Below are 25,247 nucleotides of genomic sequence, written 5' to 3'. Positions count from 1 at the left end.
AGCTATTAAATTCAATAATAATTTAATGATAATCATTAAATTATTAATCTTAAATATTAATTATTCATCGTTTCACTTTAATTATAATCGGGTGAGATTTCTTTGTTGTGCTTTGGTAAAATTTCATATATACTCAATTACAGACTATTAAGGTCTTTAATGTATGTAATAGTATTGGAGGTAATAACTATGAATATACATCTATTAGAGAAGGCTCGCATCTATGAACAAAGTACTCGTATCTCTGTACCAGCTTATGACACTTTATTCGCCATGACACAAGCCTATTTCCGAGCTCATTTAGGTGAGCAAGACTCATCCCTGCTAGTTGTAGGAGCTGGGGGCGGTAATGAGCTATCCGCATGGGGACCCTCTAATCCAAACTGGACTTTTACAGGTATTGACCCGTCTGAAGAGATGCTACAAATTGCTCAGTATAAGGCACAGCAATTATCTATAGAAAGCCGAGTTCAGCTTCTTCAAGGAACCATCGATACCTTGCCCCCCTCTCCATTAACCTATGATGCTGCTAGCTGCATCCTTGTGCTGCATTTTATCGAAAATCGACAGCAAAAACTTAACTTATTACACAACATTCATGCGCAATTAAAGCCCGGGAAACCTTTTATCCTCGCATGTGCTTATGGAGATCGAAATAGTGACGAACTGCAAGATCGCATTAAAATCTGGCAAAGCTTCTTTTTAGACGCAGGATACAAAAAAGCTAAGGTCGAAGATATGGGGAAAGTCATTATGAATATCTCTTTCCTATCCGATCAAGACATGCAGGAATTACTGAAAGAGGCTGGATTTAAGCAGGTTACTCGCTTTTTCACTTCTGGTCTTTTTGCAGGCTGGATGAGTCATGCCTAACCGAAAGCCCCCGCCATTTAGCTCAATTGGTGGGGGCTTTCACCAGGTGATTAGTAGATTTCATACAAACAATGACTTTTAAAAACTATAGCGCCGCTTTTCACCAATACATACTGTAGTAATACACATGATCATCTGTGGTCATCCCTACTTTTTCATAGAGCTTTTGGGCATTAACATTGTCCTTTGCTGTTTCGAGCATCAAGTAACGAGCGTTCTCCTGCTGGCAATAGATGTAGCATTGTTCGATTAATGCTTTGGCCACCCCTTTTTTTCTAGCATGCACTGCCACAAATAAATCATTTAAAATAAATGCCCTTTTCATAGCTACGGATGAAAAGGTAGGAAATAGCTGCGCAAAACCTACTGGTTCCCCATTCAAGTATGCGAGAAAAATAGTGGATTGCTCCTTTTCTACACGTTCTTGGATAAACTGTTCGGCTTGCTTTAAATCAGTCGGTTGTCCATAAAACTCACGATAAGCATTAAATAACGGGACCACATCCCTAATTGTTGTCTGTGATACAGTACAAATATTCATATTCTACTCCCCATTTCAATTTATTGGTCATTCTAGTATGATGGTAGTAGATTATCTGACATTTCAAAAGAGACAGTTTCAAACATTTCAACATGTCGATGAGGTGCATTATGGACGATTTCATCTTTTTATTAACGGACAAAGAAGCCAAATATAAACAAATCTATCAGCAACTGAAAACCCTCATTATGGAAGGCACATTGGAAAAGAATGATACCCTGCCTTCTATTCGGAAGCTAGCAGAAACTTTGCAGGTGAGTCGCAATACGACATTAACGGCCTACGATCAGCTTGTAGCTGAGGGGTATATTCGAGGTGAAGGTCGGAAAGGGTACTTTGTGAATGCGTTGGAGCAAGTTTTCTTACAAGAGCAACCACAGCCTATTCAATCGAAGCCAATAAAGGATACTTCGGCATTACTTGTGAATTTCCTAGCTGGGGCTGTCGATCAACAACACTTTCCCATCAAGGCCTGGCGTCAAATCGCCAATCAGGTTTTACAGGAGCCAGCCTGTTATCAATATGGGGCACTGTTTGGAGAGCCTATACTAAAAGAACAGCTTGTCCAGTATTTACTACAGGCAAGAGGGCTCTATACCAATCATGAAAATATCATTATTGGAAGTAGTACACAGCAGATGCTTCTGTATCTTGCATTTTTACTGAAGGAAAATTTCCCTAGCATACTGCTGGAGGACCCAGGCTATGATGGGGCTCGGGAGGCATTTCAATTACATAACTTTGACATTGAGACCTTACCTGTGTTCGAAGCAGGTGCACAGCTTGATGTCTTAACAAATTGTCTTTCACGTCTCTTGTATGTCACACCTTCACACCATTTCCCCTATGGTGTCTCGATGAACATTCAACAACGGCAAGCACTGATACAATGGGCACAAAAAGTGAATGGCTATATTCTTGAGGATGATTATGATGGAGAATTTCGCTATACACAACAGCCATTCCCTGCCCTTTCCTCCATCGACCCATCTCGGGTAATTTATTTGGGTACATTCTCGAAATCCTTTTTACCAGGCATACGAATAAGCTATATGGTGTTACCTAATGCCCTCGTGCAGCCTTACAAAAGGAAATTTGCTCATTTTGAACAAAACGCATCCACCCTTCATCAACGCACCATGGCCCAATTTATGGCGCAAGGCGAATGGACACGCCATATTAAAAGAATGCGTCTAACCTATAAACAAAAAATGCATTGCCTTGTGCAGGAGCTACAACAACAATTCGGAGAGCAAATCACTATTTTAGGCGAACAATCGGGCCTCTATGTATTAGTGAAAATAAAGACTTCACTTTCTGAACAACAGCTCATCCAACAAGCAGAGTCCCACGGTGTAAGAGTTTATCCAACCAGTCCGTTTTTTCTCCAGCAAGCAAGTATAGAACCGATGCTACAACTAGGCTTCAGTAAGTTATCAATGGAAGAAATTAAATTAGGCGTTCAACTACTAAAAAAAGCATGGTCACCCCTTCAAAATAACACCTTTTTCGTACAATGAGTTTCATAAAAAGGACCATCAAAAATATGATGGTCCAACTTCTTCTTTCATTTTATTGTTTTAAAACATTTCTAACAAACAGTTGCTTATTTTTGTGAGCGATTACACTGACTATCGCAAGTAATAGCCCCGAAATGACAAAAACCAGTCTAATTCCTACTAAATCTGCTATTACCCCCATAACAAGAGAGCCAATGCCGAAAATCCCAGTCCCGATAGCACCTAATGAAGTATAAACCGTTGATAACTGTTCTTTTGACACACTGGTTTGTATCACTGTTTGTTGAGGAATTTGTTTAATTTGTCCAAAAAGCCCTACACAAAGTGATAAAAGTAAGGAAATCATTGGAATGCTGTTTATGCTAAATAACATTGTAAATATGAAGCTTGCAAAGGAACCGACAAAAATATAGGCTCCTATTTTCTCTTCCACCACAGAAGAAAATTTAATACAATAGGCACTTCCTAAAATCAACCCTAAAAAGTTGGCTCCATTGATAAATCCCCACCATTTTTCATCAACGTTCAAAGCATCGCTGACAAACACATATAAAATAGCAGCTATCCAAACTGTTGCTGCAATTGTTTCTAAAAATTCTATCCAAGCAATCCTTTTTAAAACTGGCGTATTAGATAAAGTTTGCCAACCCTCTTTAATCTTTTCAAGTTTCCCCTTTATTTCGGTTGATGGATGATTGTTTACACTTTCTAGCAGACAAAGTAATACGCTTGCCGTGACAAATAAACATCCAACTAACCAAATCAGTTGTTGAGCGCTCATAATAATTAACAAGGAACTTCCTACGAACCACATACCTGCTTGGATGACCTGCGTAATCGTTTCCGAAATTCCATTAGCTTGAAGTAGCTTTTCAGGTTTAACATAGTATGGAGTCAATGTCTGCCTGATTGGGTTAGCACATCCATCAAGAAAAGCAATCATTCCTATTATGAAAAAGATAAAATAATAATTAGCTGCTGATAAACCCATTACCATAAACCCTAGAATAAAGAGTAAAATCGTTTTTGCAATTTGTGACCCAGCTAGTAACCATTTAAGATTTAGTTTCTCCACCAAAAGAGGTGTCAGCAGACTAGATATAAACATAGAAGAGGCAATTGTAAATGGCACAAACGATGCTGCAATGGCAGAGCCTGTTAACAAAAAAATTGTACTTATAACACTGACTATATATAATACATCGCCTATATTAGCGAGTGACTGACCTAAAAGTAATAAAGAAAAATTTCTATTCAATTTCATTTTATATCCCCCGATATTTCAATCTGATTTTGGCTAAATAGGGGAATATTAGATTGGACTATTCATTGAAATTTGACTCCTATCATCTAGCGGATAAATCTGGGGGATATCGATTTATCACAAGTTTTTTGATCTTCCATACATATTTAAATGAATTATAGCATTGTTTCTTTAACTATTACACATTCATAGTAAATTATTACCACATTTTAAGTTCATTCAATAACCAATCCTTCTTCAACTCAATTGCTCCATTTGTACAATAAATAAAAAAGAGCTGTCTACAGTCTTTTTTATTTTACATGAGACAAAGTAAAGTCGTTGATTTCTACTACGGGCAGACGATATCCGCGGTCGGGGTCTAGCTGCTTCCCTTGAGGAGTATAGTGAAATCAGCAATAATTTACCAATATTAGAAATGAAAGAGAAAGAAAAATGACAAAATCCATGGAGAGTGAGCTACTCGATGGATTTTGTCTACAGTCTGGGAGCTGTCTAAACAGCTCAATACTCTTCATCTGTTAGTTTAACAAGGCGAAATAGTTAAAGCATAATAGATGAAATTTAATTTCTGACCATTCATTTCGAAACTCTCACTACTAGTCGTTATTTTCTCAAAACCATTTTTTTCTAAAACTCTTTGAGAAGCTATGTTATTTGTTGTTGTTTCCGCCTTAATTTGTTTTATATCCTCATCAGCTATTGTTTCAATTAATTTTTGTAATGCTTGATTAGCAATTCCTTTTCCAGTATGTTCTTGCCCCACCCTATAACCGAGATGACCGATTTTATGAAATCTATCAATATCCACTAAATTTATTCTTCCTAGAATAGAACTATCTTCATTTTTAATTAAATAGAAATATGACCCTCCCTGAGCTTGTTCTTCAAGTAAAGCTTCGTGTCTTTTTTTAAAAATCTCAGGGTTATAGTATTCTTCTCCACGAGTAGGTACCATTTCTTCGAAAAATTTTCTGTTTTCAAGTTCAAATTTATACAAACTTTCGGCATCTGCCACTTGTAATCGTTCAATATATAGATCCATATAATAAAAACTCCATTCCAATAGGACTCTACCCTTTACTTGAAGTAAAATCCCCCTATTGGCAAATGCCTTTATTTTTTATCTCTTATTTCTTCCAGTATTACGATGACACGATTGTTTTGTTTTTCAATGGACTTCAACCTTTTTTCAATTAGGCTAGAAGAGAAAAACACAATGAGTACAATAGCTATTCCGACTATTAAATCCATTTCTATCCCCCTCACTATATCCATGAATGTCTATGTATTTAAAGGTACAACCTTGTTCAACTATGCAGTAACATTATGACAAATAAAAGCTGAACTATTGTGAGAAGTAGTTCAGCTCAATATGCTGTTTCATGTGCCTAGAAATAATCAATGAAGGTCGGTATGCCTACGGGTAATATGTCCTCCAGTAAGGCAATTTCCTCTTTACGTCCCTGTAACCGTTCGATTTTTTCTAAATAGCTTGGTCGTTTATAGCCTAGCAGCATCGTGGCCAAGGTTTGCACCGTTAAATGGACAGCATTTTCATTTAATGTCTCACTCACCTTTTGGACAGACAGCTTACCATCCACCATTTTGATGATGAAGGTACCATTATTCCAAGCTACAATCCGATCTGTTACGGCTAGCTGAAGTTCAAAGTCTTGACTGACAAATGGATAGCGTAATAAAAACTCTTTAACATCCACAATTCTCGCCATAAAATAAGGAGAGACCTTTTGAATAATCTCACTATCCTCTAATAGAAATGCTACGGCTTCATTACCTGTCGTTTTCCCATAGACATTATAAATCATGGAGCTATGGGCAGAGACAAAATTCCATAACCCTTTACGTGCTTCTTCCTGTAAATAGACGATTTCATCAATATAATAATTTTCCTCCATAATACGATAGAACATATAGCCCTGCGCCACATCTCCTTCATCGTAGTAGACGGCAGCCTGCAGGTTAACATCACTGTCAATGAATTTCTCTTCCCAGAAATCCTCCTGAAACTTCTCATTCCACGCAATGCTATTTCGCACCATTACCCCATGTGTTTTTTCGGCATATCGGGCGTAGATATCCACTACATCCTGATGCTTTGGATCGACACGTCGAATTTTCCCATTGAGTCCGGCATAATGCGGGAGCTGTGTATCCTTCACTTGGAACTCTACAATGTCACTCATAATTTCCCATCCCTTTTTTCGGTAATAGGGAATTGAATATGGAAATAAATAGGATATACATTGTCCCTCGTTGCGCATACTTTGTAGGCTTTCAATAATCAAGCTCTCCATCAAGCCATGGCCCGAATACTCTGGGTAGGTGCCAACTGCTGTAATCCCCCCCATTTCATAAATCTTCCCATGGACATTGACTTCAAAAGGCAAACTTAAAATTTGCGATACTAAATGCGAGCCATCAAACCATCCGATGGCATGTCCCTCATTAAATTGTCTACTTTTCGCATTCACAAAACGACGGTCCTTATGAATAGACATGGACATTTGAAAGACATAATTTAATAAGTCAATAGATTGTGCCATTTCATCCAATCGAATTTCTCGCATGACTAAGCCTTTTCGTTGATTCATGATTCCCTCTCCTCATCAAATAACTCACTAAAAATAGTTTGCGGTGCATCTAAAAACCGTTTGGTGACAATGTAATGAATGGAATCCTCATAACGGATTGTTTCAATTTCATCATTGTCAAAGCTATAAATCGTTGCATTAGGATAGCCCAGTAAAATCGGTGAATGTGTGGCAATAATAAATTGTGCCTCATGCTCTAGATCCTTCATAATTTTCAACAAACTTAATTGCCTTGTTGGAGACAATGCTGCCTCGGGCTCATCCAATAAATAAATCGCTTTACCCTTAAAACGATTCATAAATAATGCCAGAAAGGATTCACCATGGGATTGGTGATGTAGAGATTTTCCACCAAAAGCGTTATATCTCCTTGGATCTTCTATCAAATCAATATGACTGGCAAATTGATAAAATGTTTCGGATCGAAGAAAAAAACCATTTGAAATTTTCGGCATCCACGACAAACGGATATACTCACCCAGTGAAGATTCTGCCTTATGTACTTCATACAGATTTTGGCGGCCACCACCTGCCGTATTAAAATCGCAACGATCTGCAATGGCTTCCAGTAAGGTTGATTTACCCGAGCCATTTTCCCCAACAAAGAAGGTCACATTAGTTGGAAACTCCAACTCCTGTAAATCCTGCAAGCTCGGGATATTAAAAGGATACATTTGTTTATTAGGAATCGTGTCCTGTAGCACTTTACATGATTTTAAATACATTTTATTTCCTCCTTCCTCTTATTATAACGAACAATGTCTCTACTGAAACGTTATCGCACTACCTCTTTGATAAAAAAGAATTAAGAATAGTCAATCACATCATAAAGTCATTATTTTTTCAATGAAAGTTCACAGCAGGAATAGTGCAAAATTGAGCGCTCGTAGTCCCACTCAACACCGCCATTATGTAAGAGATATTTCCCGAGAAATAAATAAGAAATATGTCGAAAGTTGCAATTTCATTCCGTGAAATTATGTCATATTTTTGATTTTTATAAAATTAAGTGGCAGCGTGATTCTCGGTATGAAAGAAATTTTTCAATTGCGAAGAATGTAATTTCCCAGCAATATTCAACGGAGTTCTATGATTATACCCAAGATCATCAGCATTTTTGCAGGCCATGGTCCTTTATATGCTGTTTGAGTAACAAATTTTCTCCGTGCACCTATTCCATCTATAAAAGTTCTAGAAACTAGGCTCCCCTCATAAATTGAGTAACAATCAAATGTTAGAAGGAGAAGAACAATGTTTGTCACTCATTATTATGAAAATAAAACGTCCGTATTAAGCCAATTGCTCGTCAAACTCCCTGCCATCGAAGAGGATATTCGTATTAAAGGACGAAAGGCAAAGGTAACTGAGGTGCTTCAAATTGACGACCACCATTATCATGTGAAAATTATTTTTGAGAAAGTTCCTAAAAAGCAGCCACTTAAAGATTTAGGTAAGAAAAAGAGATAATCTATAACGTTTATTTCCTCTAAATTCGGGAATAACCATAGTACTATTGCGAATTATTCTCACCCTATTATTTCTCCAAACAAATTTGTTGACATTTTAATTGATAACAATTATCATTATCAATAGATTATTTCTTTTCTCCAAATTGCTTATTTCAGAATCCCCCTCTTTTTTGAATAAGCATGTATCAAACGGATATTCTTACATCAGACTAAGAGTATCCGTTTTTATCTGTATATTGGAGGAATTTTACATAATAAAGGAGCTGTTTTGACATGGATTATCGTATTGAAAAAGACACTATGGGAGAAATCAAAGTACCTGCTGATAAAATTTGGGGTGCGCAAACACAGCGCAGTAAAGAAAATTTCCAAATTGGCACGGAACAAATGCCTATTGAGCTTGTGCAGGCGATGGCTATTTTAAAGAAAAGTGCTGCAATCGCGAACAATAAACTAGGCAAGCTTTCAGATCTTAAAGCGAATGTAATCGTTCAGGCAGCAGATGAAGTTTTAAATGGACAATGGGATGATCAATTCCCACTAGTTGTTTGGCAAACTGGCAGTGGTACACAATCAAACATGAACGTTAATGAGGTGATTGCACACCGCGCGAACCAACTTTTACAGGATGCTGGTGAGGCAGATCGCATTCATCCGAACGATGATGTCAATAAATCACAAAGCTCGAATGATACATTTCCAACTGCATTGCATATTGCGGCAGTTTTAAAAGTGGAAGATTATTTATTACCACGACTACGATTATTAAAATCAACTTTGGAAGACAAAGCCACTCAATTTAAAGATATTATTAAAATTGGTCGTACACATTTACAGGATGCCACACCTCTTACATTGGGTCAGGAAATTAGCGGCTGGGCAGCTATGCTAGAGAAATCCGAGCATATGATTATTCAAAATATAGACTATATGAAAGAGCTTGCGATTGGTGGAACAGCGGTTGGTACTGGGATCAATGCACATCCAGAATTTGGTGATCGTGTTGCGGCGGAAATCAGTGAGCTAACAGGCAAAACATTCGCCTCTGCTGCAAATAAATTCCATGCATTAACAAGCCATGATGAAGCCGTTGTTGTACATGGCGCTCTCAAAGCTTTAGCAACTGATTTAATGAAAATTGCCAATGACGTTCGTTGGCTTGCAAGTGGGCCACGCTCAGGGATTGGTGAAATTACGATCCCAGAAAATGAGCCAGGCTCTTCCATTATGCCTGGTAAAGTAAATCCTACACAAAGTGAAGCGATGACAATGGTAGTCACACAAGTAGTAGGAAATGACGCGACGATTGCTTTCGCAGCATCTCAAGGGAATTTTGAACTAAACGTCTTTAAGCCAGTCATCATTTATAACTTCTTACAATCAACTCGCCTATTAGCAGATACAATGAAATCATTTAATGACCATTGTGCAATTGGCATTGAGCCGAATAAAGAAGTACTCGATCATAACTTACAAAACTCATTAATGCTTGTAACAGCATTAAATCCATATATCGGCTATGAAAGCGCAGCAAAAATTGCGAAAAAAGCTCACAAAGAAGGCACTACGTTAAAAGCAGCAGCTATTGCAAGTGGTCTGCTAACAGAAGAGCAGTTCGATGAATATGTTGACCCCGCTACAATGATTTACCCGAACGTAAAATAATGTAAGAATAAGTATATGGTTAAAGGATTGGGGTCATTTTCCCAATCCTTTTATTTTTCACGATTCTAGACTATGATTTTTCATATTGATTAGAGAATAAACATACGTATCATATGGCACATTATTTTGATGCATATATTTCTTTAATAAGCCTTCTTTTTCAAAGCCTACTTTTGTTAATAGCTTGTTGGAAGCATCATTTTCTGTGAAAACAATGGCTCCTATACGTAATAACTCCATCTCTTGAAAGCCAAATGAAATGACTTTGTTCAGCGCCTCTTGTGCATAGCCTTTTCCCCAACTGTCAGGGAAAAGGGCATAGCTTATCTCAGCTCTCTTATGCTCTGTTGCCCATTCTTGAAATCCAATAGTACCTATTAGGCCTTCTCGCCCCTTCAGTTCTATCCCCCATTTAATGCCTTGTTGTTCCTCATAGTTTTTTGAAAAACGATTAATGATTTGTTTAACTTGCTCTAAACTAGTTAATGGATTTTGACCGTAATGACGTAATACGTCAGGGTTAGAAAAGCAATTTAAAATAGCTTGCGCGTCCTTTTCTGTAATTTCTCGTAACACTAATCGATCCGTATTTAAAGTAGGGAACATGTGGCCACCTCTTTCAAGTATGTTATATCTTCCATATTTTATATGAAAAGAGCAAAGATTGCTTTATTTATTTTTTAGTAAACACGATTGTTATTTAAGTTTAATTTTTTGAATGTCAGCAACAACTATAGATTCTGCCTCTATTTTCATATATTGATATGTAGATTTCTTCAAATAGCCTTCTTTGTTTAAATACTCTTTTAGGTCTGATTTTTTCTCAAATATTTTTTCGTTCACCCATTGCTCGTAATCCTGCTCATCATTCCCTTTCGTCATGGTCATCACATAGACTTTCGTCATACGCATCTCCCTCTCCCTTGGTTCATGCCACACTGATGCACCTCATAAAAAATACCCTGTCAGTGGACAGGGCGTCAGCAACGAAGCTGTTGATATCGTAAAAAAATAAGTACTGGTGGACGAACGTCTAAACTATTTATCGACATGACCATTTTGTCATTCCTTTTCCCTTGGAATGGCTGCATGATCATCGGCTTTAAACGACGGGTTGTCCGTTTCTTTTTGTTAGGCTTGCTACCGTAGTATGTTAATGGTAATAGCTGTCGCTTTGATTGTTTGATGTTGCGGTGGTGTTTTGGGTTCCATATACAATGTTGAGTAATACGCATCCGCAATGACAATCACATAAATAATCAAAAGTAATCGTTTTGTTCAATAGCTCAAAAATTTCAATTCTCCCTTTTCAAATCAAATCTGTCTCTACTAATTCATACGAACAGAGATGAAAAAGGTTTCAACTATTTGTAGGGAGACAAATTTGCCTCCCTTTCCCCCCTAAACTACTGCCACCATCATTTTCCCAACGATCGATATCCCAATGATCCTGATCTTTTTCTGTGCTTCTCGGAACGAATGCCAACTCCCTCACCCTTTTCAAACGTTCTTATCTAGTTTATGAAAGGATAAGGGTTTTCGTTCATCGTAAAATAGGCTTAATTTTAAAACCTAAGGCAATCGCCGCTCCGATACAACTGGATAGACAGCCCACGATCAAATAGATGCTTACTGTAGATTCACCAATCAGGACAGAGGCAATGCCGCCTATGACAGGAAATAAGGCGACCATATAGCCACTCTTCGCTCCTCCAATCCTTTCGACTAGCTTTAAATAAAATAGCCAGGCGAGAAACGAGGCGATTACCGTTAAATACAGCAATGCTGATAAATAGGTTATGGATGTTGGAATCATTATTTTTTGTCCTGCCATCCAGACAATTCCACACATGACCAAACTCCCAACGGCAAAGCCAATCGCATTGGCATAAACCGGGTCAATGTGGCGCTTCGCATTTCTGGCAGAGCTAGCATCACCGATTGCTGTCAGTAGTGTCCCTAAAAAAGCAATAAAAATCCCTTTGAAATCAGCTAACCCTGAAAAACTATGTAAAGTTGGGTAGATTAATACACCCACTCCTATGACGCCTAAAATACCACCAAGAAGTACACGGCGGTGCAAAGGTTCTTTCAAAAAAATTCGTAAAGCAATGGGCGTTAATATCACTTTAAATGAAAAAATTAACGTGACAATGGCTGCTGAACTGAGCATCGTTGCGTAATACAAACATAAATAACTGAATGCAAAATTACAAACACCAAAAACAATGATAAAGGGGACATCCTGCTTCTGTGGTTTGCCTTGTGGTTTCATCAACCAAGCAAGTATTAAAAATAATAGAGCTGTTATGACTAAACGATAGGTTAATGATAATTCTAAACTAACGGGGGTCCCCTGTATTTTTACGGCAATAAAATTTAGACCCCATACGATTAAACAAAATAGATACATAAAATTTGTCATACTGTAAATTCCTTCAACTTCCCTATGCCTTCCATCTGCCCATCAGGATAGTGTGATAGTATTGTCCATCAGAAAGGCGCTTATCATTTTTTAGCATACCTTCCACTTCAAAGCCACATTTTTGATAGAGCTGAACGGCCTTGTCATTAGATTCTAACACTTCTAGTGCCATTTTCTGAATACCATTTGCATCTGCCCAGTCGATAGATACTTGCAGCAGGGCTTTTCCAATGCCGTACCCCCAAAAATCCTTCCTAACGCCTACGCCAAAAATAACCTTATGGGCAAGCCTTATGAATGTAGAACCCTCACATCTTGAGTACCCTACAAGTTGATCATCAACGACCGCTACTAAACATAGATTTTTGGGGCTTGCTAGGTCATTAGAGATGAGCTGCTCGAATCCTGCTCGGTCAATGAATCCCTCCCCTTGTGTTCGGTCAAAGTATTCCGTTTCACCATCTAATTGTAAACGTAGGTCTGACAAGGCTTGTGCATCATCCCATTCGGCACAGCGAACCGTGTAGGACCATTCTTTACAGGGATAGTCTCTCTTATTAATCCACATGCTGGAACCCCGCAACTGGTTGAATTCGCACAAATCGATTGTGCCAGATACATTCATGATGCTGAATAATTTGAGGTGCTTCAAGAATATCATTAGCTAATGTACTGTGGGCTTCCTTCACTAAAATATTGTGATGATAGCCATGACTGAAAGCACTACGAATCGTTGTATCAAGGCAAAACTCAGTTTGTGCACCAGCAAAAATTAATTGCTCAATATGCTGCTCCTGCAAGTATTCGGCAAGCTCAGTTCGATAAAAGGCATCCCATGTTGGTTTTTGAATTACCTTATCCTCCGCTTGTCGATGAAGACCGTGGTATAGCTCCCACCCAGGCTGACCATAAGCGAAATCCACATCCTCGGCGTCTGTATGCTGAATAAAAATAACAGGTGCCTCATTGTGGCGTGCCCATGCGATTAACGAATTAATATGCTTGATGATCGTTTCGTCATTCCATAGATTTTGTTCGTTGTCTAAAAAGAAGGCTTCTTGTATATCGATAATGATAAGAGCTTGTTTCATAGGTTTCTCCTTTATTGGCGACTTTTTCTTAATTATTGTACTGAATTTTTCATGGGAAGAAAATACAAAAAAAGAAGTACCTAGCGATTTGCTAGATACTTCATCCTCTTTATTTCATTAATTCTTTGACGAACTCTACAGATACATATGTTTTACCATTTTCTAATAAAGCAGGTGCTACGTCAAATTGGCGAAGCGCTTTATTGTAGCCATATTCTTTTTGGCCACGAGTAATTGTGTAGGAAACAGCACCTTTAGAAATGATGGCACCTTTAGGCGTTACTTCTACGTCAAAGCCAAGCTTTTCTACAATTAATCGTAAAGGAACCATTTTCGTCCCTTCTACCTCATAAAAATCTTTTTGCATAATCTCTTCAATGGCAGCGTGATCTGGTGTTGGTTCAGGCGTTGGCACTGGGTCCACCTCAACTGGCTCTTCCTTCTCAATAGTATCCAACACGATAACCTTTGAAGGTGGTGTTTGAGCAGGAATACTCATTGTTGCGATTGTGTAGAACACAACTAAGTGCTGTTCTTCTAAATCACTAGCTTTTAGTTTTTTTCCAGAAGCACTTTCAATTTTTGTGTCTTCTCCAACGTTTAATTTCAAGTAATTGTCCGTATCGATTAAGTTTTTATCGAAGTAATCGACTTCCACACTGCCCATATTATCTTTTTCTACAATAATAACCTCTGGGTTATATTGTGGTGGATAAATAGCAAGCATAGGCTTTTTCGCATAAGAGTAAGCTGACACCTTATCCCCTTTTTGAAGCTTCACTTCTTTTCCCATGTTGTCGAACACGAATGAATCTTTATCGACAACCACTATATTCGTCTGTTCACCTTCTACTACTGTATAGTAGGTTGCGTTCTCACGGACCTCTACATTTTCAACTTTCCCAGTTACTTTAATAAAAACTGGCTGAGCTTGTTGTTCAATAGTTTCTGAAACAGGTACTACAGTCTCAGCCTCGCTCGCTGATGCAGTTGGAACGCCCATCGCGCTCCCTACTAATAGTGCTGTCATAGCAAATGGTACGACTTTCGTCATTTTCATATAAAAAGCATCTCCTTTATTTCACGAATTCATAGAAGTAGTCGTGTTCATATGAAAAAGGTTACAATATGGCCAGATTTTTTTAAAAGCCGTTGGGCAGGTATCGCATTCCATACTTAAAATATAAATTTCAATCGGTTAAGGATCCGTTGTAAGAAATATTGATGTTCGCTTTGCTTTGTCCTTAAATCGCGGGCAACATCAGGATGATCGGTAATGACGCCGCTCACATTTTTCTCGATAAAGGTTTGTAAGGAACGGTCATCATTCAGCGTCCAAACAAATAAATCCATCGGGTTTTGCTTCAGCTCTTCAATAAGCTGCTCAGTTACCCATGACTCCTCTAAGGCAATGAAATCCACACTTTCTTCCATTGGGCCGATATTAAGTGCATAGACAATACCCACTCTTAAATTCGGCACTATTTTTTTTAATTGAGTCATTTTCTGCCCATCTACAGATTGCACATAATACGAATCCAGTACTTTGTATTTTCGTAGCTTTTCTACTAATTTGGGCAACACATCTTCCGTTTCCTTGCCATGTACCTTTAACTCAATTAGTAACGCGACGTCTAAAGCTTTAGCAATTTCGATACAGTCCTCTAAAGAAGCAATTTTATCGCTATAGCCATTTTGATGAATCGTTAATGTTTTTAATTCACGTAAGGTCATATTAGCAATGACTCCATTTTTCCCTGCCAATCGCCTCAAAGTACGATCATGGAATACAACAAATTCGCCATCCACTGTTTGCTGAATATCAATTTCAATGAGGTCTGCTCCGGCATTTGCTGCGCTCACTAGCCCGCTAATCGTATTTTCCACATTGCCCGCCACATAGCCTCGATGGGCAATAATTTTAGTATCGGGTGCATAGACGCTTTTCTCTAACGAATTAATATTCATCATACTTAAGACAACAAAAACAACAAGGCTAATGAGCAGTAAAGGTTTATAGCGTCGTTTTCTTTGTTTAGCAGACCTGTTGATTTTCCCTAGGATAGGTGTATTGTAGGTGATGGCAACCATAACTTGTGAAAACATGGCCTGTAATAAACTAAAGAGCACCACAAACACCATTTCTAGAAAGGCGAGCGTTACCCCTGCTGTTATCAATGCGGCACTTGGTAATAAGCGCTCCATAAAATAAAGTGGAAGTGTGCTAATTACTGTTATACTGAGCATGACGAATAGATGACCTGTTAAAAGCATAACCAATAGGGCTAAAAGCTCCAATAAACCTTTTTTGGAAAATCGCCAGCTTTGCTTGAAAGAACGTAAAATAGAAATCTTTGGCTGGATTGTAAAGATAGGTAACGTTAAAATACTCCGAATACCGATCATTACTAAAATACTTGCCACTGCTGCATATGCTAATCTACCAGTTCGACTACTCATGATTTCTTCTGTTAAAAAATGTGGAAGTGAGATGGATTGGGTTAAGGTGAGTGGTAGCATAAAAGAAGCAAGTGGCATTAATAGAGCAAGATAGACGATTAAAAATAGGACTTGGACACTAAAAAAATAAACAACCTTCCGATTTAGCTGCTGCCATAAAGAAAAAAATCGATAGCGCATTCCTCTTTGTTGATGAAAGGCCATTAAAAATAGAAAGCCCATTTCATAATAAACAAATAATAAGAACAACAAGATTAATAGACAAATCATCATTATGACAAAAGGATGTGCCATAAAGCTTTGCCAATTTTGCTCGGTTATATGTGTATATCCTGTTACTCGTAGCATGAGCTTTAACAGCATAGTACTTACAGGGATCATTAATAAAAACTGAAAGACTCTAATTAATGCGAAAACCTGTACATAGTCTAATCGATAAATATAAATATTATTAACAGCCTGTCGCATTACTTGTCCTGCCTTGTGCACATAATCACCCCTGTTACAGTTAAAATCGCTCTCTTCTAACGTATGTTTTGACCGCCATGACACAGTACTCAAAGCAATAAAATAGCAATTTGTTCAAGTATCCTATGCAACTTGTAGAAAAAATATTTGTGTATTTATCGTGACGTTCTCCATTTTCTTGAAACTTTTCTCGAAGCCATCCTGTATATAACTAGATACCCTGTAGAGAAAGGAGCGCAAACATGAAATTCGACATTGGCGATATGATTAGTACAACGGTTCTTTTAGGCCTGTTTTTAGCAATCTTTTTCGGGATGATTCGTATGATCAAAAAAATGAAAGCAACGATTCCTGTGCCTCCTCCACCAACCATGCAACAGCAAGTAGAGGACTTAACAAAACGTGTGACAACCTTAGAACAACAAATACATCATATTGTAAATAGAAAATAGCTTCAAAAAAATCGCTGCAAGGTTACCCTTCGCAGCGATTTTCATATACAATCTTCCCATCTACCACGGTACAAAATACGTCAATTTGAGGTAGTTGCTCTATATCCACAGTGAAAATATCCTCTTTTAAAATCGTAAAATCAGCTGAATAGCCTGCTGCGATTTTACCACGAGTGTGCTGCTGACCAATTATTTCAGCCGCTCCTCCTGTATACAAATGGACTGCTTCAAAACGAGAAATTTTCTCCTTAGGATTGTAGCCATCATGTTTTTCTCCCACATTGCACCTTGTGACAGCCGCATAGATTCCCATTAATGGATTCGGTACTTCAATCGGTGCGTCACTACCACCAGCAACGACAAGCCCATGGTCAAGAAGTGACTTTAAAGGGTGTAAACCTTGAACGCGCTCCTCACCAAGCTTCGATAGCTCAGCGTCATATTCTCCCTGAACAAATTGCGGCTGCATATCGATAGCAACAGGCAATTTAGCTAATTTAGTTAAAATGTCATCATCGACCAAGCTACAATGGATCACACGATCAAGCTGACCGGCCTGTGGTGGATATGCCGCAAAAATATCTACAATCAGTTCGATGGCTAAATCACCGATTGCATGGACAGCGACAGTTTGTCCAGATTGACGAGCCAACTGAACATACTTCGTTAATTGCTCTGTCGTATGTATAAGCATTCCTGTATTATGTGGGTCATCGCTGTATGGTTGACGTAGCGCTGCGGTTCTTCCTCCAAAGGCTCCATCAATAAAGATTTTCATAGCACCAAACTCCAAAAAAGGTGAGGATGTAGTATCTAATTTTTCCATCTCCTCAAAAACCGTATGATGCTGCAATAAATGAACCTTGAATGAATGCTGTGATTCCACTATTTTACGGTAAGCTTGAATGGGTTGGTTTGGCGGCCCGTAATAGCTTAAATCCTCCGAATGACCACCCACTAAACCATATGCTTGTAATGAGGCCACAGCTTTTACCAAGGCATCCTCAATATACGCAGGTGTAATATGGGGCATATGATTAACCACTAAATATAACGCCGCATCCTTTAATACGCCCGTGAGCTGACCATCTATTTTTTCAATGATTCCCCCCTCTGGTGAAGGCGTAGCATTGGTAATCCCTGCAAATGCAAGTGCCTTAGAATTAGCTAAAATTAAATGGTGACAGCTACGTTTTATGATTAAATAAGCTTCACCAAGCGCATCCAGCTCCGCTAAAGTAGGAAAAATGGGCTCTTCAAATTGGTTTTCATTTAATCCAATCGCTATGACCCATTCATTGGACGCTGCCTTGGACATACGCTCTTGAAGCTTTGCTAGTAACGCCTCTTTACTCGTTATCGCCGATACATCAATATGCTTCAGTTTTTCCCCGTAACCAATAATATGTAAATGACTATCCACAAAACCTGGATACATCACATTGCCTTGTAAATGTCGAGTAGAAGTAGCTAGTGGCGACAAGCTCTCTACAGAGCCTGTCGCCACAATTTTCCCATCTTCTTCAAGGACTGCTTCTACTGTTTCATCAACCTGAGCCATCGTGTAAATCTTTCCACCTGTCCATAATGTTGCCAAAACAATTCCCCCTATGTCCTACGCTATTGCTTCAATTAAATGTGCTCTTTCTAAGCGGCGACGGACAATGACACCTATCCATGCTGCAAGCACCGCTTTAACGATTCCTACTACGATAAATGGTGCCACACCGCCCATAAAGGCAGCTGTCCACGTATAGTCTGCTACAATTTTTAACCAAACTGTACCAAATGATAACGTAATAATCATCCCTATGATATTTGCAATAATCGCTTGGGTAAATGAAATACCAAATTTATCTAAGTATAAGCCCATAATAATCGCTGTGGCAAGGAATCCTACAATATATCCCCCTGTCGGCCCAACCAAAATTCCTAGACCCCCAGACATCCCACTAAACACAGGTAAACCAGCTGCCCCTAACAACATATATAAAAGAACAGATAATGTCCCTAATCTTGTCCCTAAAATAGTGACGACGATGCCAACTGCTAAAGTTTGTCCTGTAATTGGAATTAGAGGTAGTGGAATAGTCACCTGTGCCAAAACAGCAATAATCGCTGCCCCAAATGCCGCCAACACATATTGATATGTACTTCCTTTTTTCAATGTAAAAAGCCTCCCTTTGCTATACGTTAACTAATAATAAAAAATAAGTTAACACAAAGATAATGCAAATGAAAACGGTTGTCAATGTATTTTAGTATAAAAAAGAAATTGCTAGATGAACTTCGCAATTTCCCCTTCGATATGATGATTACCATAAAGGTTCATTCATAGAATCCTTATCTTGTAGCTTAAATACATATGGTACGATTTGATAAAGAAAAATAATCACCCCTACTAGGAAGAAAATAAAACCGATGTAGTAATTATGGAACACATGTTGCAACAAAATGATTAGTGGTATTGGCATAGAAAGCATCCCCCCTAATTGCATAGATTTTTTCGTGCGATACTGTTTTTGGCCACAATGAGAACACACAATTTCTCCATTTTTGCGATACAATTTGCGCGCGCCTTTTGCAGACCAGCTCTCCCCGCATTCAATACAAATAGGAAGACCGTATCCTTTTTTTATTAATACACGCTTGACAATAAAAGCGGCACCGACAAAAAAGCCCAACAACAACATTCCTCGCACATAATCCGAATTGAATAGTGACCACCAGCTCCAGGCATCCGACTGAATAGTTGCTGCTTGGTGACCTGTGGAATGCTGTTCCTTTTGCTCTGTTAAAAGATAACTAAAACCAATGACCAATACCGTAAAGGTTGCCAGTACGATACGATACGTCCATTGATGACCTACTTGATGTTTTTCCTTTCGTCGAGCCTTTTCTGCGATTAGTTGTTTACGTTTCTGAGAGAATTTCACATCTTGTAGTTCCTTTAATAACCCTTCTTTAAATTGATTCATGACGTAGCACCTCCCAATCAAAGTCTCCCATTGCTGTTGCCAGCTGTTTACGCGCTCGTTGTAACCTTGTACGAATTGTCGCTTCCGGACATCGTACAAGCTGTGCAATTTCCACAGTTGTCATCTCCTCAAAATAATACAAAACTAAAACCTCACGATAGGCTACTGATAACGTAAATAACGCCTCTGTCAGCTCTTTTTTAACAGACTTCTCGAGCATTTCTACCTCCGGCGTTATTGCCGTTGTACGACCCATAATCTTTTCAAATAATGTCAGTCGTTTACTTTTCCAGCTCCGTAAATAATCATGGCTCCGGTTTACTGTCATTTTTACTAAATATGTACGCAATGATGCTTGCTGCCGGAACTGTCCCTGCTTCTGGTAAAAGGCTATGAACACATCCTGCACAATATCTTCCGCTGTTGCCTTATTCTTCACGTATAAATAGGCTACTTTTAGTAAGTAATCTCCATGCTCCTCGATTACTTGTTCAATATCCATCATTGCTCTCACCTACTTTCTATACTACTGACGGACGCCATTGCTAAAGCGATTCATTTTTTCTAAAAAAAATAAAAAAATCCGCAATAGCTACTCCAAGTCATTGCGGATTTTTTGAATTCATCTATTAAATACCCATTTCTCGCATCGTGGTTGCAACTTTTGCCATTCTATCATCCAAATCAATACCCTTGAATCGTGGTAAACGCAATTCACTGATAATAGAACCATCACTCATAAAGAGAATACGCTCGGTTCGTGCAGCAATTTTCGGATCATGTGTCACAAGCATAACCGTTGTACCTTCTTGATTGATGGAGGCTAGAATATCCATAATTTCCTGGGCAGTCGTTGAATTTAATGCGCCTGTTGGTTCATCACCAAAAATCATCGATGGACTACTAATTAAAGCTCGACAAATGCCTGCCCGCTGAAGCTGGCCACCTGAAACTTGCGTAATATCACGCGTTGCTAAGTCCTCAATCCCTACTTTTTTCATGATGCTCTGTGCTTTTTCCGTTAAAGCTACGATATTCTTTCGCTGATCACGTACTGCTGGTAACAATATATTATCAAGGATATTTAAACTTTTAAGAAAGGTTGGCTGCTGAAACACAAAACCCATCCTCGTTCGACGAAGCTCAGCTAGCTCCTTGTCATGGAGTGTTGTTACATCGACTCCATCAAAAGAAACCAGTCCTTGATCAATGCTGTCCATCCCACTAAGAGCGTATAGTAAGGTTGATTTACCGCAACCAGAAGGGCCCATAATTGAAACGAACTCGCCTTCATATACATCAATAGATATAGACTTTAAAACCTCATGTCGTTCAGTTCCGACCTGAAATGACTTGGCTATTTGTTCACCACTCAAAAGCTTTTTCATATTCTACTCCTTTATATGATCCATTATTTTTAACTGTCCCGCCTTAAAAGTACCAATAAGTGTTGCTAGGAGTACGACACTTAGGAGAGCTAACGGGCAAAAAACATAGGCAGATAGTGGATTAATGATAAAATTAAATGAAGCTGCACCGAATGATGCAATGATCGTGGATGTCAGGAATTCTCCTAATGTGTTAGCGAGAACTGTCCCCACAGTAATGGCCAGCATCAAGACAACAACTGAACGTGCCGCATATTGTATGGAAATATCTACGTTTGTAAAGCCCATCGATTTCAAGATAGCAATGGGAGATCGATCCTTTGCGATAAGCATTTTCATAAACAACACTGTCATCAGCACACACATAAGGAGAGCTCCTACAAGTGCTACACTTGAAACTTTCTTAATAGCACTGATGGTCGTTCCGAATGTTTGATAAATATATTCCTCGATGCCTGAAACCTTGGCAAAATGAAATCTATCTGCATACTCCGTAACCTTTTTTTCGACTTCCGATTGATTAGACAACGTTCCATAAAATACGTTCCACATACTATCTGTAGAATCATCTAAGAATGCTGCCTTCGCTGTTTTCCCACCATTGGTAATATCTGAATAAATGCCACTCACTGTTAAACTTTTCATTTCACCTTGGACGATAAGGATAATAGTATCACCCACTTTTTTGTGAAGCTCCTCCGCATTAAGAACAGAAAGGGCCATTTCATCCTGGGCTACCGGCGCCCTACCTTGCGCATATTCTACTGGGAAAACGGTATGGTCGCCCAACTCTATTTTTAGACTCTCTTCCACTCCGTCATCTGTCATTGTTGTAAATTTTTTTGTCGTCAGAACCTTATAATTCGTAATATCTTTATCACGCTCTAGCGTTTCGAGCACAGCTGTTACATGCTGAATATGTTGGTCCCCTTGTGGGATATCTATGCGGATGTCACTATTGCCAATCCCCATATACGTGATAAATTTTTTGGAGGAAATGGTATTGTATAAATTTTGAGGTACAATAATGATAAATGTTGCTAATAGTAAGACAGTAAGCATCGTGGCATATAATCTTTTACGGGATAGTACATCCTTCACGCCCAAAAAGAGATTGATAGGAAGCCTTTTATTGGTGCTAATTTTTAGCCACCTCGCATGTCTTGCTTTACTTTGCACCGCTCCAAATCGGATAGCCTGAACAGCCGAAAGCTTGCGAAACTGTTTCAAAACAAATTGTACATAAATCAGAATGGAAGCAAATACTAGCACAAGACCTATAATAGTGAACAGCCAGATAAGTGCCGTATTGGCTGTATCCCCCATATAAAGACGGATATTTGCTAAAAGAATATCCCTTACCATAAATGAAAAGGTAAAGCCAAGTACACAGCCCAAGGCCGCTATCACACCGTATTTTGCAAGATACATTTTCTGTATATCGGCAACCCGTAAACCAATTGCCTTCATTACACCAATTTCACGATAATCCTCTTCCATTTTAGTTAGCAATGTAAAACGGATACACATCAATGCAATGACCACCACTAGCACGCTGATTAATAAAATAACAGCGATCATCAAACCATCTGATAGGGCATTTAGCATTTTAAAGAGCGGCCACGTAATCGTAGGTCCGTTCGCTTCTAAATCTGCACGTTGATAGGCCTCTTCAAAGCTTCTCAAATCAGCCAAATCTTTCAAACGAAACTCTATTAAATATTCAATAGTGCCAGCTGCCTTAATGGCTGCATAGTCCTCTTCACTAACGAGAAATCGTTTAGACGACGCTAGCATAGAATTCATTTGTGAATCCCTTAAAAAACCTGCAACTGTAAATGGCTTATTATGTATCATTACTGTATCACCAAGCTTGGCTGTGCCGTCCCTCATATAGCCTACAGGTACGTAAATATCTCCTTTTTCCACTTCAATCACACGGCCATCAAGGTCTAGTAAAAAATCAAACTTCTCACTTTGGGTGGTAAACCCATTGTCCTGTACATTTTGTGCAAGTGTGTTGCCTGCAATGTTTATCTTGGCACCATCTACATTGAGAAATTCATTTATCTGAAATTCATCCACCTGCTCATTGCGCTCCGCAAAATGAATGAGACGCTCTTGATCGATAGTACCCGAATGCATTTGAAGAAAATGAGATGTTTCCGCTTGCTTTAATAATGTATCAATGGAAGTGGATAAATGAACAATAAGAACGGCCGAAAGCGTAACAAGCATAGCCGCACCTGCCACAAATAATGTTGTCAAACATGTAATCACCTTACTATTCGCTATATCATTCCGTACAATTTTGAAATACATAGGTCACCCCTTTGTCAGTATTAAGACCCTCATCCATTTATTTCGTCTCGCCTTGCCCTGCATGACTAAACATTTTCATCATGTACAACAAACTACCGCTTTCCACGCCAAGCATTCGCTCCACATTGAAGATAAATGCTGGGATACGAGCGGCCCGCTCTTCATCTGACAACAATACCAAGTCATCATCGAAGACGGTATTTGTATAAGCGACAATCATCTCCATACATTCGTATGGGTACGGTGTATGATAAATCCCTTGCTCAATACCCTCACGGATGATATCCGTCAATAATGGCGGCACTTGATTCATGACTACCTGCTGTATTTTTCGATGCATTAATGCATTTTGCGGCTTATGAATGTGGTCCATAATTTCCTGACCATTTTCATTTTCATTCTGCATATTTAATGCCATCACAACCCTTAATATGCGCTCATTCACCGCAATACTGTTGTCCACTGCAACTGCCCTTGCTTTCGTTAACATGGTTTCGGTATATCGTTCGATGAGGGCATCCATAATATCTTCCTTGGATTTAAAATGGTAATATAGCGTACCGCGGGCAATCCCAACTTTTTCAAGAATATTATTGGTGCTAGTGCCATCGAACCCCTTCTGCGTAAACAGCTCATCTGCTGCATCTAAAATTTCATTTCTCCGTTCCTCTGCTTTTTTCATTTCCCTCATCCAAACACTCCTCTCAATAGACCGACTGACTGTCGATTTATCTTAGCTTTATCGTAGCATAACTATATTCTATTGGCAATATTTACTACATTTTTTTATTCTAAGTAAATACGGATGACTCGTGTGAAAAAATGACAAAAGCCATCGAGAGTTATTCTCTCGACGGCTTTGAACTACAGTCTTTATCCTTCGTTCCGTTTATATTCTAAAATATCCCCAGGCTGACATTCTAACGCCTCACAAATCGCCTCTAATGTTGAAAAGCGAATTGCTTTCGCTTTGCCATTTTTCAAAATAGAAAGATTCGCCATCGTGATGCCAACCTTCTCTGAAAGTTCAGTTACACTCATTTTCCGTTTCGCCAACATGACATCAATATTGATAATCATCGCCATAGTATTCACCTCAAACCGTTAAATCATTTTCTGATTTGATATCGATGGCATTTTCTAGTAGCTTTTGAAGAACAGCAGCAAAAACTGCAACCACAAAAGAAGCACAAATAATAACCATTCCAATAAGTATAAGACCAGGGGCATCGTCTACTTCTGCAGCATAGTATATCAGTGGCATGCCCACCACGTAAACACTACTAATGATAATTGCACAATATTTAATATTAATTAAAGCTTTCACTGACAGCTCTGAAAAAGCAATGTTTTGATCAATATAGCTTAGCAGCTTGATTGTTGTATATAGAGCAACAAAATAAGCAATTGCCGTTGCATAGACGCCAAGTAATGCAACAATGGTTAAGATTGGAGAATGCTGAGCTGTATCTAAAGCAACACGTGGCACCACCCATATACATAAAGCAAAAACCGGCAATCCCATTAGAAAAACAGCGATCTTTAAAAAGAGCGTTTCTCGTTTCATATTACGCACCTCTTTTATTTATTATCTTGTTCAATTTACCATAACATTTATCGTTTTTCAATAAATTTTTATCTAATTTCAAGAAATCATTAATTTCCATTATGTAGTTTATTCCTTCTATTTAATTGTGTTATAATCTGTTTTACCAT

Annotated in this window: 28 protein-coding genes; 5 read left to right on the top strand and 23 right to left on the bottom strand. The window is 38.6% G+C overall.

Annotated elements, in window-relative coordinates; genetic code table 11:
- The first annotated feature begins 189 nt into the window (after positions 1 to 189).
- Positions 190 to 873 carry a class I SAM-dependent methyltransferase gene (locus AC3CH7_RS14980; RefSeq protein WP_012294047.1) on the top strand — a complete coding sequence of 228 codons (684 nt, stop codon included), beginning with the start codon at positions 190 to 192 and terminating at the stop codon, positions 871 to 873.
- A 100-nt stretch (positions 874 to 973) separates the two neighbouring features.
- On the opposite strand, the gene AC3CH7_RS14975 is transcribed toward AC3CH7_RS14980, so the two are convergent.
- Entirely contained in the window at positions 974 to 1,414 is a 441-nt protein-coding gene (locus AC3CH7_RS14975; protein WP_036166314.1) for a GNAT family N-acetyltransferase, read from the bottom strand.
- A gap of 110 nt (positions 1,415 to 1,524) precedes the next feature.
- Here AC3CH7_RS14975 and pdxR point away from each other — a divergent pair, with 110 nt between their 5' ends.
- Positions 1,525 to 2,934 carry a MocR-like pyridoxine biosynthesis transcription factor PdxR gene (pdxR, locus tag AC3CH7_RS14970; protein WP_447402841.1) on the top strand — a complete coding sequence of 470 codons (1,410 nt, stop codon included), beginning with the start codon at positions 1,525 to 1,527 and terminating at the stop codon, positions 2,932 to 2,934.
- Positions 2,935 to 2,986: 52 nt separating this feature from the next.
- Here pdxR and AC3CH7_RS14965 read toward each other — a convergent pair whose 3' ends face one another.
- The 5 genes from AC3CH7_RS14965 to AC3CH7_RS14945 all read right to left on the bottom strand — a co-directional run bounded on the left by AC3CH7_RS14965 (position 2,987) and on the right by AC3CH7_RS14945 (position 7,538).
- A complete protein-coding gene (locus tag AC3CH7_RS14965; protein ID WP_447402840.1) occupies positions 2,987 to 4,198 on the bottom strand; it encodes an MFS transporter in 1,212 nt (403 codons plus the stop codon).
- A gap of 526 nt (positions 4,199 to 4,724) precedes the next feature.
- The gene (locus tag AC3CH7_RS14960; protein ID WP_031419766.1) at positions 4,725 to 5,243 is read right to left on the bottom strand and encodes a GNAT family N-acetyltransferase; all 519 of its coding nucleotides are present in this window, start codon (positions 5,241 to 5,243) and stop codon (positions 4,725 to 4,727) included.
- Between the two features lie 71 nt (positions 5,244 to 5,314).
- On the bottom strand, positions 5,315 to 5,452 hold the full coding sequence (locus AC3CH7_RS14955; RefSeq protein WP_447402839.1) for a hypothetical protein: 138 nt from the start codon (positions 5,450 to 5,452) through the stop codon (positions 5,315 to 5,317).
- A gap of 137 nt (positions 5,453 to 5,589) precedes the next feature.
- Positions 5,590 to 6,813: a GNAT family N-acetyltransferase gene (locus AC3CH7_RS14950; protein WP_031419764.1), complete on the bottom strand. Its 1,224-nt coding sequence runs from the start codon at positions 6,811 to 6,813 to the stop codon at positions 5,590 to 5,592.
- Positions 6,810 to 7,538 carry an AAA family ATPase gene (locus AC3CH7_RS14945; RefSeq protein WP_012294040.1) on the bottom strand — a complete coding sequence of 243 codons (729 nt, stop codon included), beginning with the start codon at positions 7,536 to 7,538 and terminating at the stop codon, positions 6,810 to 6,812. The genes AC3CH7_RS14950 and AC3CH7_RS14945 overlap by 4 nt, the downstream gene beginning before the upstream one ends.
- Before the next feature lie 526 nt (positions 7,539 to 8,064).
- Between AC3CH7_RS14945 and AC3CH7_RS14940 the strand changes: the two genes are divergently transcribed.
- Both AC3CH7_RS14940 and fumC read left to right on the top strand, forming a co-directional pair.
- A complete protein-coding gene (locus tag AC3CH7_RS14940) occupies positions 8,065 to 8,280 on the top strand; it encodes a hypothetical protein (RefSeq protein WP_012294039.1) in 216 nt (71 codons plus the stop codon).
- Between the two features lie 275 nt (positions 8,281 to 8,555).
- On the top strand, positions 8,556 to 9,947 hold the full coding sequence (fumC, locus tag AC3CH7_RS14935) for a class II fumarate hydratase (RefSeq protein WP_488381519.1): 1,392 nt from the start codon (positions 8,556 to 8,558) through the stop codon (positions 9,945 to 9,947).
- Positions 9,948 to 10,004: 57 nt separating this feature from the next.
- Here the strand turns inward: fumC and AC3CH7_RS14930 are convergent, their stop codons facing one another.
- From AC3CH7_RS14930 to AC3CH7_RS14895, 8 genes are all read right to left on the bottom strand, one after another.
- Positions 10,005 to 10,553: a GNAT family N-acetyltransferase gene (locus AC3CH7_RS14930; protein WP_332290564.1), complete on the bottom strand. Its 549-nt coding sequence runs from the start codon at positions 10,551 to 10,553 to the stop codon at positions 10,005 to 10,007.
- A gap of 90 nt (positions 10,554 to 10,643) precedes the next feature.
- Complete coding sequence (locus tag AC3CH7_RS14925) at positions 10,644 to 10,853, bottom strand: hypothetical protein (RefSeq protein ID WP_031419762.1); 210 nt, start codon at positions 10,851 to 10,853, stop codon at positions 10,644 to 10,646.
- 74 nt (positions 10,854 to 10,927) lie between these two features.
- Positions 10,928 to 11,182 (bottom strand): hypothetical protein, encoded by a 255-nt coding sequence (locus tag AC3CH7_RS14920; protein ID WP_488381520.1) that lies wholly within the window; start codon positions 11,180 to 11,182, stop codon positions 10,928 to 10,930.
- A 308-nt stretch (positions 11,183 to 11,490) separates the two neighbouring features.
- Positions 11,491 to 12,372 (bottom strand): DMT family transporter, encoded by an 882-nt coding sequence (locus tag AC3CH7_RS14915; RefSeq protein WP_332290567.1) that lies wholly within the window; start codon positions 12,370 to 12,372, stop codon positions 11,491 to 11,493.
- Positions 12,373 to 12,394: 22 nt separating this feature from the next.
- Complete coding sequence (locus AC3CH7_RS14910; RefSeq protein WP_207889848.1) at positions 12,395 to 12,940, bottom strand: GNAT family N-acetyltransferase; 546 nt, start codon at positions 12,938 to 12,940, stop codon at positions 12,395 to 12,397.
- Positions 12,930 to 13,463 carry a cysteine hydrolase family protein gene (locus AC3CH7_RS14905; protein WP_012294029.1) on the bottom strand — a complete coding sequence of 178 codons (534 nt, stop codon included), beginning with the start codon at positions 13,461 to 13,463 and terminating at the stop codon, positions 12,930 to 12,932. The genes AC3CH7_RS14910 and AC3CH7_RS14905 overlap by 11 nt, the downstream gene beginning before the upstream one ends.
- Positions 13,464 to 13,572: 109 nt before the next feature.
- On the bottom strand, positions 13,573 to 14,523 hold the full coding sequence (locus AC3CH7_RS14900; protein ID WP_031419759.1) for a stalk domain-containing protein: 951 nt from the start codon (positions 14,521 to 14,523) through the stop codon (positions 13,573 to 13,575).
- 116 nt (positions 14,524 to 14,639) lie between these two features.
- A complete protein-coding gene (locus tag AC3CH7_RS14895) occupies positions 14,640 to 16,412 on the bottom strand; it encodes a glycerophosphoryl diester phosphodiesterase membrane domain-containing protein (RefSeq protein ID WP_031419757.1) in 1,773 nt (590 codons plus the stop codon).
- Between the two features lie 221 nt (positions 16,413 to 16,633).
- Between AC3CH7_RS14895 and AC3CH7_RS14890 the strand changes: the two genes are divergently transcribed.
- Positions 16,634 to 16,843: a hypothetical protein gene (locus tag AC3CH7_RS14890; protein WP_012294026.1), complete on the top strand. Its 210-nt coding sequence runs from the start codon at positions 16,634 to 16,636 to the stop codon at positions 16,841 to 16,843.
- A 22-nt stretch (positions 16,844 to 16,865) separates the two neighbouring features.
- Here AC3CH7_RS14890 and AC3CH7_RS14885 read toward each other — a convergent pair whose 3' ends face one another.
- The 9 genes from AC3CH7_RS14885 to AC3CH7_RS14845 all read right to left on the bottom strand — a co-directional run bounded on the left by AC3CH7_RS14885 (position 16,866) and on the right by AC3CH7_RS14845 (position 25,098).
- Positions 16,866 to 18,440 carry an amidohydrolase gene (locus AC3CH7_RS14885; protein ID WP_036166336.1) on the bottom strand — a complete coding sequence of 525 codons (1,575 nt, stop codon included), beginning with the start codon at positions 18,438 to 18,440 and terminating at the stop codon, positions 16,866 to 16,868.
- Positions 18,441 to 18,458: 18 nt separating this feature from the next.
- Positions 18,459 to 19,010, bottom strand: a complete 552-nt coding sequence (locus AC3CH7_RS14880) for a biotin transporter BioY (protein WP_031419755.1) — start codon at positions 19,008 to 19,010, stop codon at positions 18,459 to 18,461.
- A gap of 148 nt (positions 19,011 to 19,158) precedes the next feature.
- Complete coding sequence (locus AC3CH7_RS14875; RefSeq protein WP_036166342.1) at positions 19,159 to 19,821, bottom strand: TIGR04104 family putative zinc finger protein; 663 nt, start codon at positions 19,819 to 19,821, stop codon at positions 19,159 to 19,161.
- A complete protein-coding gene (locus AC3CH7_RS14870; protein ID WP_012294021.1) occupies positions 19,808 to 20,326 on the bottom strand; it encodes a sigma-70 family RNA polymerase sigma factor in 519 nt (172 codons plus the stop codon). Before AC3CH7_RS14870 ends, AC3CH7_RS14875 begins: the two co-directional genes overlap by 14 nt.
- A gap of 124 nt (positions 20,327 to 20,450) precedes the next feature.
- Positions 20,451 to 21,209: an ABC transporter ATP-binding protein gene (locus AC3CH7_RS14865; protein WP_031419750.1), complete on the bottom strand. Its 759-nt coding sequence runs from the start codon at positions 21,207 to 21,209 to the stop codon at positions 20,451 to 20,453.
- Positions 21,210 to 21,212: 3 nt separating this feature from the next.
- Positions 21,213 to 23,531, bottom strand: a complete 2,319-nt coding sequence (locus AC3CH7_RS14860; RefSeq protein ID WP_036166345.1) for an ABC transporter permease — start codon at positions 23,529 to 23,531, stop codon at positions 21,213 to 21,215.
- Positions 23,532 to 23,568: 37 nt separating this feature from the next.
- Positions 23,569 to 24,222, bottom strand: coding sequence for a TetR/AcrR family transcriptional regulator (locus AC3CH7_RS14855; protein ID WP_036166348.1), 654 nt, complete (start codon positions 24,220 to 24,222; stop codon positions 23,569 to 23,571).
- 182 nt (positions 24,223 to 24,404) lie between these two features.
- On the bottom strand, positions 24,405 to 24,617 hold the full coding sequence (locus AC3CH7_RS14850; protein WP_031419746.1) for a helix-turn-helix domain-containing protein: 213 nt from the start codon (positions 24,615 to 24,617) through the stop codon (positions 24,405 to 24,407).
- A gap of 10 nt (positions 24,618 to 24,627) precedes the next feature.
- On the bottom strand, positions 24,628 to 25,098 hold the full coding sequence (locus tag AC3CH7_RS14845) for a DUF2975 domain-containing protein (RefSeq protein ID WP_031419745.1): 471 nt from the start codon (positions 25,096 to 25,098) through the stop codon (positions 24,628 to 24,630).
- Positions 25,099 to 25,247 lie beyond the last annotated feature (149 nt).

The sequence above is a fragment of the Lysinibacillus sp. F12 genome, assembly GCF_057773605.1.
Note: the sequence above shows the minus strand (reverse complement) of the source record. Positions and strands in the feature narration are given on the sequence as shown.